Origin of the sequence: uncultured Phocaeicola sp., assembly GCF_948499155.1 — a bacterium.
Classification (GTDB): domain Bacteria; phylum Bacteroidota; class Bacteroidia; order Bacteroidales; family Bacteroidaceae; genus Phocaeicola; species Phocaeicola faecalis.
In genome coordinates this window covers 135083-150935 of sequence record NZ_CAOOSE010000002.1, presented here as the reverse complement: position 1 = coordinate 150935, position 15853 = coordinate 135083, and the positions used below count along the sequence as shown (strand labels likewise).

Sequence of the window (15853 nt, the reverse complement as noted above, 5' to 3'; positions counted from 1 at the left end):
GTAACTTTGTCGCCTAAACAGATAAATTAGGTATGATTGATACGACGATATTCCAAAATAAAACAGCCGTTTATTATACATTGGGCTGCAAATTGAATTTCTCAGAAACCTCAACGATTGGCAAAACTCTGAAAGAAGCCGGTATCCGTACTGCGCGTAAAGGAGAAAAAGCTGATATTTGTGTCATAAATACGTGTTCGGTTACCGAAGTTGCCGACAAAAAGTGCCGTCAGGCTATTCACCGGCTGACTAAGCAGCATCCGGGTGCTTTTGTCGTTGTGACCGGATGTTATGCCCAGCTGAAACCGGAACAGGTGGCGAAGATTGAGGGGGTAGACGTTGTTCTCGGTGCAGAGCAGAAAGGGGAATTGATGAGTTATCTTGGAAATCTGGAAAAGCACGAGAAGGGAGAAGCCATTACAACGGCTACCAAGGATATTCGCAGTTTCTCTCCTTCGTGTTCGCGGGGAGACCGCACCCGTTATTTTTTGAAGGTACAGGACGGTTGCGACTACTTCTGTTCTTATTGTACGATTCCGTTTGCACGTGGGCGCAGCCGTAATGGACGGGTGGAAGAAATAGTGGCGCAAGCTCGTCAGGCTGCAGCCGAAGGGGGAAAGGAAATTGTGATTACCGGGGTAAATATCGGGGACTTTGGAAAGACGACCGGTGAAACATTCTTTGATTTGGTGAAGGAGCTGGATAAAGTAGAGGGGATTGAACGCTATCGTATCTCTTCCATCGAACCTAATTTGCTGACGGATGAGATTATCGAGTATGTCTCTCGTTCGCGTGCCTTTATGCCTCATTTCCATATCCCTTTGCAGAGTGGCAGTGATGATGTGCTGAAGTTGATGCGGCGTCGTTATGATACGGCATTGTTTGCTTCCAAAATTCATAAAATCAAGGATATCATGCCGGATGCGTTTATCGGTGTGGATGTGATTGTAGGGACTCGGGGTGAGACGGAGGAGTATTTTGAAGACGCATACCGTTTTATCGAGGGGCTGGAGGTGACCCAACTTCATGTGTTCAGTTATTCTGAACGTCCTGGCACTCAGGCGTTGAAAATAGAGCACGTGGTTTCTCCCGAAGAGAAACATAAGCGCAGCCAGCGTCTATTGGCACTTTCGGATGAAAAGACAAAGGCCTTTTATGCCAAGCATATAGGCAAAGAGGCTGTCGTGCTGGCTGAAAAGTCGAAGGCGGGAATGCCGATGCATGGCTTTACGGATAATTATATCCGTGTGGAATTGGAACACGATGATGCGCTTGACAATCGACTGGTGCGGGTGAAGTTAGGTGATTTTAATGAAGACGGCACTGCCTTGAAAGGTACAATTATATGAAAAAGATATCAGTGGTCATATTGAATTGGAATGGGGAAGCCATGCTTCGCCAATTTCTTCCTTCGGTGGTGGAATATTCTGAAGCGGAAGGAGTGGAGGTGTGTGTAGCTGATAATGCTTCGTCGGATGCGTCGTGTGATGTGGTGAGGAAAGAATTTCCTTCTGTGCGCCTGATTGAACTGGAAGAAAACTATGGCTTTGCCGAAGGGTATAACCGTGCCTTGCAGCAGGTGGATGCGGAATATGCGGTTCTTTTGAACAGTGATGTAGAAGTGACGCCCCATTGGTTGGAGCCTTTGCTGCATTTTATGGAGGCTCATCCCGAAGTGGCTGCTTGCCAGCCCAAACTTCTGAGCCGGCGCAATAAAGAGTTTTTTGAGTATGCCGGTGCTGCAGGAGGGTATATCGACCGTTATGGTTACCCTTTTTGTCGCGGACGGATTTTTGAAACGGTAGAGAAGGATGATGGCCAGTATGATACGGTAATGCCTGTGTTCTGGGTGAGTGGGGCTGCCTTTTTTGTCCGTTTGAAAGATTATCGCGAGGCAGGGGGATTGGATGGGAGCTTTTTTGCCCACATGGAGGAAATCGACCTTTGCTGGCGTTTTCGCAGCCGTGGAAGGGGATTGGTGTGTATTCCGCAAAGTGTGGTGTATCATGTAGGTGCAGCTACGTTGAAAAAAGAAAGTCCCCGGAAAACATATCTGAACTTTCGCAATAATTTATTGATGCTTTACAAGAATTTGCCCGAAAAGGAATTAAATCACGTGCTTCGCGTGCGTAGTTTGCTGGATAGGATTGCGGTGGTGGTTTTTTATCTTAAGAAGGATAAAGAGAATGCTAAGGCTGTTCTTCAGGCAAGGAAAGATTTTGAGAGCACCCGTTATGGTTTTGCTTCTGCCCGCGTAGAGAATATGATGAAGGCTGTCGACGGGCCTATTCCCGAAAGAGTGGGGTATAGCATTTTATGGAAATATCATGCGTTGGGCAAGAAAAGGTTCTCACAACTGCGTAATTTTGTGAAAGGACTGACTGCCTGAATGTAATGCAGTTGACATAAAAACTTTGACTTATATCAATGAAATCCGTTTCTTTCGTGAGAAAAAACGGATTTCATTTGTTTTAATATATAGAGTAATTAACTTTGTTTTCATCTCGGCAGACGAGGGGTAAACAAAATATTGTATATTAAAAAATGCGACTATGGACAAGTTGGTTAGAAAGATTGGTTTGGTGGCACATGATGCCATGAAGAAAGACCTGATAGAATGGGTTCTTTGGAACTCGGAACGGTTGATGGGTCATAAGTTTTATTGCACGGGAACTACAGGGACACTTATTCGGGAAGCATTGAAGGAGAAACATCCGGATGTGGAATGGGATATCACTATCTTGAAATCAGGACCGCTGGGTGGTGACCAGCAGATTGGGTCACGCATTGTGGAAGGGGAAATAGATTATCTTTTTTTCTTTACCGACCCGATGACTCTCCAGCCGCATGATACGGATGTAAAGGCATTGACCCGTTTGGCGGGCGTGGAGAATATTGTTTTCTGCTGTAATCGTTCTACGGCTGACCATATCATAACCAGCCCTCTGTTTCTTGACCGGGAATATGAGCGTACCCATCCGGATTATACCGGATATACTCAGCGTTTTGCCAATAAACCGGTGGTGTCTGAGGCAGTGGAGCAGGTCAAGAAGCGAAAAGGCAGAAGGAACAAATAATGGAGGATGAATGTCAAAACAAAAATGACCCTTCCGAAAAGTTATAGATTGTAACTACCCAATTTAAAAGAGCCGTATCGAACTCTGTTTCGAGTAATGATACGGCTCTTTCTCTTGCTTTTTAGGATGCTCAAGTCTCAGACTAAAAGTTCTTCTTTGGTTTAATTCAATTTTGACACACCTCGTAAGGTGTATCTTATCGGTCGTAGTGCACGGCGACTCCTACTTTTTGACAATCCGCCCCCATAGGCGGATTTTCTTTGAATAGACGGATATCTATTTCCTCGATAGCGGAAAAGTCATGGAACAGCCGCTCCGCTATGCGTTCACACACGTGTTCTAATAATCGGGAAGGGGTTTTCATCACTTCCTTTACTGCGGTATGCACGTCGGCATAGCTCACGGTTCCCTCCAGTCTGTCTGTTTGGGCAGCATGGATAAAGTTTGTTTTTAATTTTAAGTCAATAGTAAAATTGGCTCCCACAACCGTTTCTTGCGGGTCTACTCCGTGGCGGGCAAAGAATTTGATACCTTCCAGGCATATATACATCGATGTTGCTTTCATACTTCCGGTTTAATGAATGGACAAATATAAGGTACTTTTTTCTTGTGGGAAAGAACTGATAAGAGATTTTTGTGGAAAGACCGGATAAAAAGGCTCAGCTTGAAATCTTGGGGAGTAGCATATCATATCGCTAACCAAAGGAAGAGTAAGCCGTTTCTTAGGGTCAGCCAAGTCCTTTTAAACGGAAGATTATTACAGTCTACTACAGCAGACTGTACAGACCGTTACGGTGGACTGTACGGTCTACAGCAACGGACTATACAGTTCATTGCCGAAGACTGTAGCAATTCGACTGATAGACAGGCATAATCGAAAGGACGAAGATGCTTCGTCCGGCTAATGAAACGACTTAGGGAAGTTCAAAACCTATGCAGAGTTTGAATACCCCATGATTTCAAAGAAGAAGTGCTAAAAGAAAGAGGAACTGCCTGTATCGAATGGCAGTTCCTCTTTTCTTCTCTTTTTGTGATTACATTATATAATAAACCATTATCCGCATCTTGACGCTCCACATGTCTTACAGATAAGGCATCCCTCCTGGTAAACGAGAGTCTCATGTCCGCAATTCGGACACTTCTGACCGTCGGCTTTGGTTCCGTCGGTAACGTACTTTTTCAAGGCACGTTCTACACCGTTCTTCCATGTATTGATACTTTCGCTGTCCAATTGCAGTGAGTCCACCAACTTAATGACACGGTCGATAGGCATACGCCAGCGGAGCACACCTGAAATCAGTTTGGCATAGTTCCAGTATTCTTTGTTAAATTTCTCGGACAAGCCTTCGATAGTCGTCTTGTATCCGCGCTTGTTTTCAAACTGGAAGTCGTAGTGTTTGTTGCCGTCTTCGTCTACATTTTTAATGATTCGTCCGCTAGTGACGGATTTCGGCAATAAGATACCTTCTTCATCGTCTTGCAGACCGGTGAATATCTCGTATGGATGACCGTCCAGCAGACCGACAAAGGCTACCCATTTTTCTTTATTGTTCTGGAAACGGATTACATCGGCTTCCAATACTTTCGGACGGACCTCGACTACCGTAGGCGGCTTGCAAGGTGGCATCTCTTCTTTCTTATCCTTCTTCTTGTTGGAAATCAATACGCCGGAACGTGAACCGTCACGATATACGGTACAGCCTTTGCAACCCGAGCGCCATGCTTCTACGTAAAGACGGTTTACGAGGTCTTCGTCCACATCGTTTGGCAAGTTGATAGTGACACTGATGGAATGGTCTACCCATTTCTGGATGCGGCCTTGCATCTTGACTTTCATCAGCCAGTCTACATCATTTGATGTGGCCTTATAATATGGTGATTTCTCAACTAATTGGTCTATCTCTTCCTGTGTATAACGTTTGGCAGGGTCGTAGCCGTTTATTTCCATCCATGTTACGAACTTATGGTGGAATACCACATATTCTTCGAAGGCGTCACCTGTTTCATCCACAAAATCAACATGCACTTGCGGGTCATTCGGGTTGACTTTTCTTCTACGCTTGTAAACAGGCATAAACACAGGTTCAATGCCCGAAGTAGTCTGAGTCATCAAGCTGGTGGTGCCTGTCGGTGCAATGGTCAGACAGGCAATGTTACGGCGTCCGTATTTGAGCATGTCTTCATACAATTTCGGATCGGCTTCTTTCAAGCGGTTGATGAAGGGATTGTTTTTCTCTCTTTCGCTGTCATAGATGGCGAAGGCACCGCGTTCTTTTGCCATTTCTACAGAAGAACGATATGCTTCCAAGGCAACGGTCTTATGTACTTTTTCCGAAAATTCGGTTGCCTCTTCTGTTCCATAGCGTAATCCCATAGCGGCCAGCATATCTCCTTCGGCAGTAATACCTACACCGGTGCGGCGTCCCTGACCGCTTTTTTTGTATATTTTCTCCCACAGATGTCTTTCTGCCCCTTTCACTTCTTCATTTTCAGGGTCAGATTCTATCTTGGTCATAATTCTTTCGATTTTCTCCAGCTCCAAATCGATAATGTCGTCCATGATACGCTGTGCCAAAGCAACGTGCTTTTTGAACAGTTCAAAATCGAAATAGGCATCCTTGGTGAATGGATTGACTACATAAGAATATAGATTGATAGCCAGCAGGCGGCATGAGTCATAAGGACATAATGGAATCTCGCCGCAAGGATTGGTAGACACCGTGCGGTAGCCTAAGTCTGCATAACAGTCGGGGACGGATTCACGTATGATGGTATCCCAGAACAGCACGCCCGGTTCTGCCGATTTCCACGCATTGTGTACAATCTTTTTCCATAATGCCGAAGCGTCTATTTCTTTGGTTGTCGAAGGAGTGGCAGCATCGATAGGATATTGTTGTGTATACGGAGTACCGTCAATGGCTGCCTGCATGAAAGCATCGTCCAATTTTACAGAAACATTGGCTCCTGTAACTTTGCCTTCTGTCATCTTGGCGTCAATAAATGCTTCTGAATCGGGATGCTTGATAGATACACTTAGCATCAATGCACCGCGACGACCGTCCTGGGCCACTTCGCGGGTGGAGTTTGAATAACGCTCCATAAAAGGAACCAATCCTGTAGAAGTCAATGCTGAGTTCTTGACCGGTGAACCTTTCGGACGGATGTGGGACAAATCATGACCTACTCCTCCACGGCGTTTCATCAGCTGAACCTGTTCTTCATCAATACGGATAATGGCGCCGTAAGAATCAGCCGCACCTTCCATTCCGATAACAAAACAATTGGACAATGATGCTACTTGATAATCATTGCCGATACCTGTCATCGGGCTTCCTTGTGGAACGATGTACTTAAAATGGTCCAATAACTCGTAAAGTTGTTGTGCGTCCAGCCCGTTTTTATATTTGCTTTCAATGCGGGCCACTTCATTGGCAATACGCCAATGCATGTCTTCCGGTGACTTTTCGTAAATATTGCCGAAAGAGTCCTTTACTGCGTATTTGTTTACCCAAACCCTTGCAGCAAGTTCATCACCTTTAAAGTATTGTAAAGATGCTTCAAAGGCTTCATCGTAGGAATAAGTTTGTTTTTCCACTTTTATATTCAGATTTACTATATTTATCAATAAGTTTAAAGATGTAGAAGTCCTAACTCATTATAACAAAAGCTTCGGCAAAGCTATAGATGTTTTCTGAATAAACAAAATAAATATCGAATAAGTTTTCAACAATTTGAAAGTTATCCAAACTCGCTTGTTAATTGTTTGATTTTCAGTACTGATTGTAAAATCATTGGTCGGCGAAGTTTTCTATTTGGAAAATTCAATTAAACAATGAGGTAATGAAATAATTGAAAACTCCAAATGTTTGAAGTGGATTATTTTGCGAAAAAGGTGATTGAATACGCTTTTCTTTTCTTATCTTTGCAAGAAAAAGAATATGGATTCAATAAAGAACAGACGGTCTATCCGTAAATACAAACAGGATGAAATCCCCGCATCTTTGTTAAATGATTTGCTTGAAGAGGCTTTTCGTGCTTCTACCATGGGGAATATGCAACTGTATAGTGTTGTAGTCACTCGTGATAAACGAATGAAGGAAAAGTTGGCACCGGCTCATTTTAATCAGCCTATGGTAACAGGTGCACCGGTGGTTCTTACCTTTTGTGCCGACTTTAACCGCTTTAGCAAGTGGTGCCGGGCACGTAAGGCGGAGCCGGGATATGATAATCCTATTTCTTTTCTGAATGCGGCAACGGATGCATTGTTGGTAACACAAAATTTCTGTACATTGGCAGAAGCGCACGGATTGGGTATTTGTTATTTGGGTACTACAATCTATAACCCGGATCAGATTGTTGAGATACTCCAATTGCCGGAATTGGTGATGCCGGTGGCTACCATAACAGTGGGCTATCCTGACGAATGTCCTTCACAGGTGGACCGCCTTCCTATTCAGGGGATATTGCATGATGAAGTTTACCATGATTACTCGGTCGAAGATATTGACCGTATTTATGCTTATAAGGAATCATTGCCTGAGAATCATCAATTTATAAAGGAGAATCATAAAGAGACATTGGCCCAGGTGTTTACTGATGTGCGCTATAAGAAGTCTGATAATGAATATATGTCGGGTGTTCTGAAGGAAACATTGAAGAAACAGGGGTTTGAAAAATAATCCGGCCGAATAGTTGTAGTTTAGGCACGAATGACACAGATTAAACACGGATTTTTCATCTTTTCCGTCAATTGTGTGTTATTCGTGCCTAAAAAGTATTCTCCGGAGAATGAAACGTTTTATTTTCTTCTTAGCAAAGCTTCAATTTCTTCTATATCAGCTTTGAATGATTTATCCACTTCTACCTGATCTTTCACGATTTTGCAAGCATGCAGCACGGTAGCATGGTCTTTATTCCCGATGAGCTGACCGATTTTGGAAGAGGAGGCATCCGTATGCTTTTTGGCAAGGAACATGGCCACCTGACGTACCTGCACGACTTCTCTTTTACGTGTTTTGGTGTGGATGGCTGATTCTTCTATTTCATAATGGCTGCATACTTTGGCAATAATGTCTTCAATGGTAATCGGTTTGCTTTCGCAACGGACTGCTTTGCGGACAATGCGTTCTGCCAAATCGATGTCTACATCACGCTTAAAGATGATGGACTGTGCCAACAGAGAGTTGATGATACCTTCCAGTTCGCGTACGCTTTCGTTGACATTCTCGGCAATGTAGTTTACCACAGACTCAGGAATATTCAATCCGTCACGGCGAATCTTGTTGCGGAGAATGTTCTTCCTCAATTCCACATCAGGTTTTTCCAGTTCAGCTACCAATCCCCATTTAAAACGGGTCAGAAGGCGTTCTTCCATACCTTGCAGCATCACCGGTGCACGGTCGGAAGTCAGAATAAGTTGCTTGCCGTTCTGGTGCAGGTGGTTAAAGATGTGGAAGAAGGTGTTCTGGGTTTTAGTTACACCGGCAAATTCCTGAATATCATCGATAATCAGTACATCTATTGTCTGATAGAAAGTGATGAAATCATTGAAATGGTTTGTACGCACAGAATCAGTATATTGTACCTGGAACAAATGTGCCGATACATATAATACTCGTTTTTCCGGATAAAGTTCCTTGATGCGTGTACCTATGGCATTGATTAAGTGAGTCTTTCCCACCCCTGACGGTCCGTACAAAAACAACGGATTGAATGTTCGGGCAGGATTCTTTGCTACGGTTTCTCCTACAGTGCGCGAAAACTCGTTGCTGTTTCCTTTAATAAAGTTTTCGAAATTGTAGTTTGGGTTCAAATGCGGATCCAAATCCTGCGGAGCCGGAGCCTGCATCGGGTTGGGAGCCTTATTGCCATCTTTTATAACTGTTTGTGCGGGTAACGCCGAAGAACGCTTCGTTCCCTCTATATTCACAGTTATATGATTGGTCTTGTCTGTCAATATGCAATACATCAACTGCGTACCTTCCCCTATTTCTTTATAAAGGGCTGCACGCAATAAATCCACGAACTTTTCTTCCAGAAACTCATAGAAGAAGGGGCTCGGGACTCCAATGGTCAAGGCGTGGTCTTCGTACTTCAGAGGTACGATAGGCTCAAACCAAGTTTTATAGGTCGTGTCAGGAACATTATCTCTGATGATATTGAGACATCGGTTCCATAAAACGACGTGATCGTTTTCAATCATATAAGACATTTATTATAAAAAGCGAAACTTCTACAATGCAAATTTCGAAATGAAATTCTAGAAAAACAAATCGCTTTTTTCTTGCTTTTTATGTTTAAAAAGTAATCTCTTTAGTTTCAATGACTTATAAAAATCGCTTTAAAGTCTGTCTAGAACAAAAGTTGCACATTTGTAAACTCTTGATTATTAGCTTCCTATTGAGATTTTATTGTGGAGCTATCCTGGTGATTAACTCCGTTTCTTTAAACCTTTCTTCCCTGTTGACAGCCTTTTACTAATCAACAGTGAAAAAAAGGAAATAGGGCTCTATTTAGAATATTTCTATTTTAAGCAGAGGCGTTACTTATCTTTCTTGCCGAACAGCGAGAAGTGTACGTACCGTTTGGGATGTGCCTTCAGGTCTTCAAGCAGGGAAGCTGCATTGGCTGTCGTTGTATTCAAGTTATGGTAGAACGTCGGGTCGTTGAACAGTAAGCCGATGGTATTATCTTTACGGTTGAGCTTTTCGGTCAGTAGTTGTACATTATATAATGTAGAGTCCACTTTGCTGAAAGTGCTTGCATAGTCAATGCCTTTTAAGTTTTCACTGATGACAGAGAAGTTGTCGGTAATGGTAACTAATCGGCCGGTAATCTGCGGCAACTCATTATTCATTAATGAGTTTAGCTGGCGTGTAGTGACATCCAGGTTGGTTGTCAGCTTCTCGGCATTGTGTATGGTTGCTGTCAGTGCCGGGTCTGCCAGAAGTTTGTTCAATGATTGAAGAATGGAATCCATCTTGGGAAGAAGCTGTTCTACTTGGGGGACCAACTTTTCTTCGGCTACTCCCATCAGGCCATTGTTGGTTATTCCGGGTAAAGTATCCCCCGGCTGGAAGAACTCGTTGTTTTTATCGTCCAAGAGGAGGTTCATTTTTACTGTTCCCAGCATTTCGGTAACCAATTCTCCTCTACTTCCTTTGGGGATGCGCATTTCCTTATCTACCTCCACTTCTACCGTCACGTGTCCCGGTTTCTTATAATTGTAGTTGATACTTCTCACAGTACCTACTTTAAAACCATTGGCGAATACGGGACTGGAGCCGGCCAAACCGTTGATGTTGGTATATTCTACATAATAATAGTTTGCTGATTGGAACATATTGATTCCTTTCAGGTAATTGATACCATAGATGAGCATGGCTAAAGCAGCAATGCCTATTAATCCTATTTTTACCTCTTTCGTCATTTCTGTTATCTCTTTTATATTATTTATCTGTTTTTCTTAAATTCTTTGATGGCTTCGTTGATATTCATCTTTTTCCCGTTTTTGAAGGCAATGATGAATGCGTCTTTAAATTTGGCAGTAACTTCGCGCTTCATGCGTAATACCTTATTATAGTCGGTGTTTTCGCCATAGGTGTATTTATAGAGTCCTTTTTCTTTATAATAGCTTACCGGAGAAAGTCCTTTTAACTGTCTGCTGCCTTTGGGCAATACCTTGTCGGATACCAATATCTGTATCTTGAATACCGGTTTATGGATGACTGCCGGTTCGGATGCACTGTCTGGTTCATCAGTCGGTGTTTCTGCTATAGCTTCCTCCGGTTTCTCTTCCGGTTCAGGCAGTTCCTGTTGCTGCACTTTGCTACGGCTGATGGGTGCGTCGTGTTCGCGCTTATAGTTTAAGAAAGCTTTGTAAATGCTGTTTGCCAAAGCTTCGCTACCCGCTTCAGACAGAAGATATTGTTCTTCATCGGGAGTAGAGATGTAGCCAAGCTCTACCAAAACGCTGGGCATGGATGTCTCACGAAGTACAAGAAATCCCGCCTGGTGTACGCCTTTGTCTATGCGGCGTGCCGAAGTCTTGAATTGTTTTTGTATCAGAGTGGCCAGTTTTACACTCTTCTCCATGTTCTTGTCCTGCAGGAATTCAAAGATGATGTAACTTTCCGAAGAGTTCGGATTAAAACCGGCATAGCGTTGCTGATAATCATCCTCTATTAAAATAACAGAGTTTTCCTTTTTAGCGACTTCCAGATTTTCTTCCGTTCGATGTAGACCGAGGGTATAAGTTTCCGCACCTCTGACGGTACGCCCGCGGGCTACCGAATTGGTATGAATGGAAATAAATAAGTCTGCTTTGGCGTTATTGGCTATTTGTGCGCGGCAGTCCAAAGGAATAAACACATCGGTGCGACGTGTGAATATGACTTTTACATCTTTACAGTTGTTCTGTATCAGGCGTCCTACTTTCAGCGCCACATTCAGATTGATATTCTTTTCCTTTCCGCGTCTGCCGATAGCACCGGGGTCATGGCCGCCGTGACCGGGGTCAATGACAACAGTGAAGTCCTTTCCTTTGGCTGTCAGACAAAGAAAAGGCAAGACTAGCGCAAGGCTACACAACAGAATTATTATTTTAAGTCTATCGGTTCTCATATTAATTAAGGTGCAAATGTAGCGATTTTTAATGAAAACTCGGCTTTTACCCTCAAGTTTTGTGTTTTTTAGTAGAAAGATGCCATAAAACCCGAAAAACAGACGAGTATTTGGTTGATTTTCTATTACTTTGCATCCCCAAATAATCTATAATATGCTTAAGTTTCTGAAAAATTGGACGTTGCCGTTGGCAATGCTTGCCGGAGCTATCGGATATTTCCTATTAGCTAACGTCACTATTTTGGAGCCGGTAAAACCTTTTGTGAATGGGCTGATTGTGGTCTTGACTCCTTTTCTTATCTTCGCACAGTTGTTGCTCACTTTCTGTAAAATTGAGCCTAAGGAGCTCATACCCAAGGCATGGCATGCGTGGTTGTTGTCTATTCAGGCAGTGTCGAGCGGCATTATTGCTTTGTTGCTGATTCTTTGTCCGATGGCGGAGGCTTACAGAGATATTTTTGAGGGGGCAATGGTGTGTCTGATTTGTCCTACAGCTACAGCGGCGGCTGTCATTACAGGAAAATTGGGAGGAAGTGCTTCTACGCTTACTACTTATACATTACTTTCGAATATATTGGCGGCAATAGCGGTGCCGCTTGTGTTTCCGCTTGTAGAGCCTCATGCCGACATTACCTTCGTGATTGCCTTTCTTAAGATTCTGAGCAAAGTGTTCCCCTTATTACTTGCTCCTTTCTTTGTGGCATTGTTGCTTCGTTATTATATCCCGTCTTTGCATCGACTGTTATTGAAGTATCATGGGGTTGCTTTTTATTTGTGGGCGGTTGCGCTGACCATTGTAACGGGGCAAACTGTGCGCTCGCTAGTTACCAGTACCGCCGATGTTTCCATCGAGATAATGATTGCTTTGGCGGGACTTGTCACTTGCTGTCTGCAATTTTATTTCGGTAAAAGGATTGGCAGCGCCTATCATGACCGAATCAGCGCAGGGCAGGCATTGGGACAGAAAAACACAGTGCTTGCCATCTGGATGGCAGTGACTTATCTTAATCCTTTATCCTCTGTCGGTCCCGGTAGCTATGTCGTGTGGCAAAACACGATTAATAGTTATCAGTTGTGGAAAAAGAGAAAAAATGAGATGAAATAACAAGTGTAAGATATGGATATTCTATGATAACTACAAAAGAAGAAAGGTAGGAGGTAATACTATGAAGACAGAATTTACAATCAGGCAAGCTCAACAGCCAGATGCGGTTGAACTGAGAGAGTTATTTCAAAATACAGTTCTTGTGATAAACAGGCGTGATTACTCACAAGCGGAAGTTGAAGATTGGGCATCGTGCGGAGATAATCTTTCTAAAATAGAAGATATGATAAAGACCCACTATTTTATTGTAGCTGTTAATCAACAGTCACAAATCGTTGGTTTTTCATCTATTACGTCCCAAGGCTATTTACATTCTATGTTTGTCCACAAGGATTTTCAAGGTAAAGGTATTGCTACGATGCTTTTGGAAGAAATAGAACGGTATGCAATTACATCCGGGATTATGCGGATTACATCCGAAGTGAGTTTAACTGCCCGCCCTTTCTTTGAAAAAAAAGGTTATGTAGTAGAGGAAGAACAAAAGCGCAAGGCGAATCAGCTTTCTCTTACTAATTTCTGGATGGCAAAGGGAGTAGCTAAAGTCAAGCCTTTGTAAGGTCGTATTCCTGCTTGTGGTGTCTTTGTGGAGATGTCCCCTATATACAAAAGAAAAAGACCTTGCGAAGGAGTCGGGTTAATCAGAAACGGTTGAGTGAGATAGACGAAGGGGTATTTGGGGGAGTACTATAACAAAAAGGTTACAGATTAAGTGTAGTACGTTCCTTTACTATATATCCAAAACTGACAGCCGACAGAAAGCACGCTTCTGCACGTACGTCCTCGTAGGGCTACACGTATATACGCGCAGGCCGATGCATACGTACGTGTAGGTCAATGCATACGTACGCGCAGGCTTGTGCCGCCGTATGTAACCTTCTTGGCCCAATCCGTTTCCATTCTCATTTTTTATTTCTATCTTTGTCCTGCAAAAGAAAAACAAAACTTACATTTTACACAATATCTAAAAAAATAGTTTATGAAATCAGTTAACCGAATCTATTTAATGATGATTCTTTGTTGCGTATGTTGTATAAACATAGCACAAGCTGCCATTAATCCCAAACCTTTTGTCATCCCTGAGCTGAAAGAATGGAAAGGAAACGAAGGCAAATTTATTCCTACAGAACAAACTCGTATTGTCTATCCCAAAGGAAACGCTGAATTGCAGCGCATCGCCCGTATGCTGGCAGATGACTGCAATACTTTATTTAATCATACTCCGCAGATAGTGGAAGGGAAAGGAAAGAAAGGCGACCTCATTCTTTCACTTAAAAAAGACAAATCATTAGGGGAGGAAGGATACACCATCCGCGTTACCGACCGAATTGAGCTGACTGCCCCCAAAGCAATCGGTGTATATTGGGGAACACGTACGCTGCTGCAGATAGCCGAACAAAACAAAGAAAATCTGGCTCTTCCCAAAGGTGAAATCCGTGATTATCCCGACTATGCCATGCGTGGATTTATGATTGATTGCGGACGAAAATTCATTCCTTTGTCTTATTTGCGCGATTATGTGAAAATCATGGCATACTACAAAATGAACACGCTGCAAATCCATCTGAATGATAATGGGTTTAAACAGTATTTTGAACAGGACTGGGACAAGACGTATGCAGCTTTCCGCCTGGAATCGGATACTTATCCCGGACTTACGGCACGTGACGGATTCTATACCAAAAAAGAATTTATCGATTTGCAGAAGTTGGCAGAAGATTGTTTCGTCGAAATTATCCCGGAAATAGATGCACCTGCCCACACATTGGCATTCAGCCATTATAAACCCGAGATAGGAAGTAAAGAGTATGGAATGGATCATCTGGATTTGTTCAATCCCGAAACATATAAATTCATGGACGGACTCTTTAAAGAGTATTTGGAAGGAGAAGAACCAGTCTTCCGTGGCCCACGCGTACATATCGGCACAGATGAATACTCAAATAAAGACAAGAAAGTAGTAGAAAAATTCCGTGAGTTTACAGACCATTATATTCGTTATGTAGAAGGCTTCGGAAAACAAGCTTGTGTATGGGGAGCATTGACACATGCCCAAGGAGAAACTCCCGTGAAAGCAGAAAATGTAATCATGAGCGCCTGGTATAACGGATATGCAGATCCCAAAGAAATGGTCAAGCAAGGATACAAACTGATTTCCATTCCCGACGGATTTCTTTATATCGTACCTGCCGCCGGTTATTATTATGATTATCTGAACACGGAAGAACTATATAACTCCTGGACTCCTGCCCATGTAGGTAAAGCCGTTTTCGACGAAAAAGACCCTGCCATTCTGGGAGGTATGTTTGCAGTATGGAATGACCATGTAGGAAATGGTATCTCTACCAAAGATATTCATCACCGCACTTTCCCTGCTTTGCAAACTTTAGCCGTAAAAATGTGGACAGGAACAGCAACTTCACTTCCGTATAATGAATTCGACCGCATGCGCGAGGCATTGAGCGAAGCACCGGGAGTAAACCAAATGGGACGCATCGGCTGTGCTCCGGGACTGGTATACGAACAAGCTAATGTCGCTCCTAAAAGCCGCACGCCACATCGTGAAATCGGTTATGACTATCGTGTGACATTTGATGTGGAAGGCGCAGCAGAAACTTTGGGAACCGAACTGTTCCGTTCGCCGGATGCCGTATTCTATCTGTCCGACCCCATACGTGGAATGTTAGGTTTTGCACGTGACGGATACTTAAACACATTCAGTTACAATATCCAACCGGGCCAACGTTTAAATATCGGTATAGAAGGAGATAACAAGGCTACACGTCTGTTCATCAATGGAAAATTAGTAGAAGAATTGAACACCCAGCAACGCTTTTTCGATAAAGAAGGAAAAACAAAAATGAACTATGTTCGCACACTGGTATTCCCATTAGAACAGGCAGGAGCGTTCAAGAGTAAAATATCCAACTTGAAAGTTTACAGGAAATAAGCTAAAATCGACCGTCTATTATTGTTCAGACACGGATTTTACGGATTCAAAAGATTCGCTCTTTATTGTCCGTAAAATCCGTGTCATTTATTCATGAAGAAC

General features: G+C 43.1%; 12 protein-coding genes. 7 read left to right on the top strand and 5 right to left on the bottom strand.

Annotated elements, in window-relative coordinates; all coding sequences use genetic code 11:
* Positions 1-32 precede the first annotated feature (32 nt).
* The 3 genes from mtaB (at position 33) to QYT14_RS02470 (ending at position 3077) form a co-directional block, all read left to right on the top strand.
* Entirely contained in the window at positions 33-1349 is a 1317-nt protein-coding gene (mtaB, locus tag QYT14_RS02480; RefSeq protein ID WP_288324249.1) for a tRNA (N(6)-L-threonylcarbamoyladenosine(37)-C(2))-methylthiotransferase MtaB, read from the top strand.
* On the top strand, positions 1346-2389 hold the full coding sequence (locus tag QYT14_RS02475) for a glycosyltransferase family 2 protein (RefSeq protein ID WP_288324250.1): 1044 nt from the start codon (positions 1346-1348) through the stop codon (positions 2387-2389). The genes mtaB and QYT14_RS02475 overlap by 4 nt, the downstream gene beginning before the upstream one ends.
* 163 nt (positions 2390-2552) lie before the next feature.
* The gene (locus QYT14_RS02470) at positions 2553-3077 is read left to right on the top strand and encodes a methylglyoxal synthase (RefSeq protein WP_288324251.1); all 525 of its coding nucleotides are present in this window, start codon (positions 2553-2555) and stop codon (positions 3075-3077) included.
* A 196-nt stretch (positions 3078-3273) separates the two neighbouring features.
* Here the strand turns inward: QYT14_RS02470 and folB are convergent, their stop codons facing one another.
* Both folB and QYT14_RS02460 read right to left on the bottom strand, forming a co-directional pair.
* Complete coding sequence (folB, locus tag QYT14_RS02465) at positions 3274-3642, bottom strand: dihydroneopterin aldolase (protein WP_237038853.1); 369 nt, start codon at positions 3640-3642, stop codon at positions 3274-3276.
* A gap of 489 nt (positions 3643-4131) precedes the next feature.
* Positions 4132-6672: an adenosylcobalamin-dependent ribonucleoside-diphosphate reductase gene (locus QYT14_RS02460; RefSeq protein WP_288324336.1), complete on the bottom strand. Its 2541-nt coding sequence runs from the start codon at positions 6670-6672 to the stop codon at positions 4132-4134.
* A 343-nt stretch (positions 6673-7015) separates the two neighbouring features.
* Between QYT14_RS02460 and QYT14_RS02455 the strand changes: the two genes are divergently transcribed.
* A complete protein-coding gene (locus tag QYT14_RS02455; protein WP_288324252.1) occupies positions 7016-7756 on the top strand; it encodes an NADPH-dependent oxidoreductase in 741 nt (246 codons plus the stop codon).
* 119 nt (positions 7757-7875) lie between these two features.
* On the opposite strand, the gene dnaA is transcribed toward QYT14_RS02455, so the two are convergent.
* From dnaA to QYT14_RS02440, 3 genes are all read right to left on the bottom strand, one after another.
* Positions 7876-9279 carry a chromosomal replication initiator protein DnaA gene (gene dnaA, locus QYT14_RS02450; RefSeq protein ID WP_288324253.1) on the bottom strand — a complete coding sequence of 468 codons (1404 nt, stop codon included), beginning with the start codon at positions 9277-9279 and terminating at the stop codon, positions 7876-7878.
* 339 nt (positions 9280-9618) lie between these two features.
* Positions 9619-10506, bottom strand: a complete 888-nt coding sequence (locus tag QYT14_RS02445; protein WP_237038856.1) for an MlaD family protein — start codon at positions 10504-10506, stop codon at positions 9619-9621.
* 23 nt (positions 10507-10529) lie between these two features.
* Positions 10530-11699: an N-acetylmuramoyl-L-alanine amidase gene (locus QYT14_RS02440; RefSeq protein WP_288324254.1), complete on the bottom strand. Its 1170-nt coding sequence runs from the start codon at positions 11697-11699 to the stop codon at positions 10530-10532.
* A gap of 154 nt (positions 11700-11853) precedes the next feature.
* Between QYT14_RS02440 and QYT14_RS02435 the strand changes: the two genes are divergently transcribed.
* From QYT14_RS02435 to QYT14_RS02425, 3 genes are all read left to right on the top strand, one after another.
* Positions 11854-12804 (top strand): transporter, encoded by a 951-nt coding sequence (locus QYT14_RS02435; protein ID WP_237038858.1) that lies wholly within the window; start codon positions 11854-11856, stop codon positions 12802-12804.
* Between the two features lie 61 nt (positions 12805-12865).
* On the top strand, positions 12866-13360 hold the full coding sequence (locus tag QYT14_RS02430; protein WP_237038859.1) for a GNAT family N-acetyltransferase: 495 nt from the start codon (positions 12866-12868) through the stop codon (positions 13358-13360).
* Positions 13361-13780: 420 nt separating this feature from the next.
* Complete coding sequence (locus QYT14_RS02425) at positions 13781-15751, top strand: family 20 glycosylhydrolase (RefSeq protein WP_288324255.1); 1971 nt, start codon at positions 13781-13783, stop codon at positions 15749-15751.
* The last annotated feature ends 102 nt before the right edge of the window (positions 15752-15853 follow it).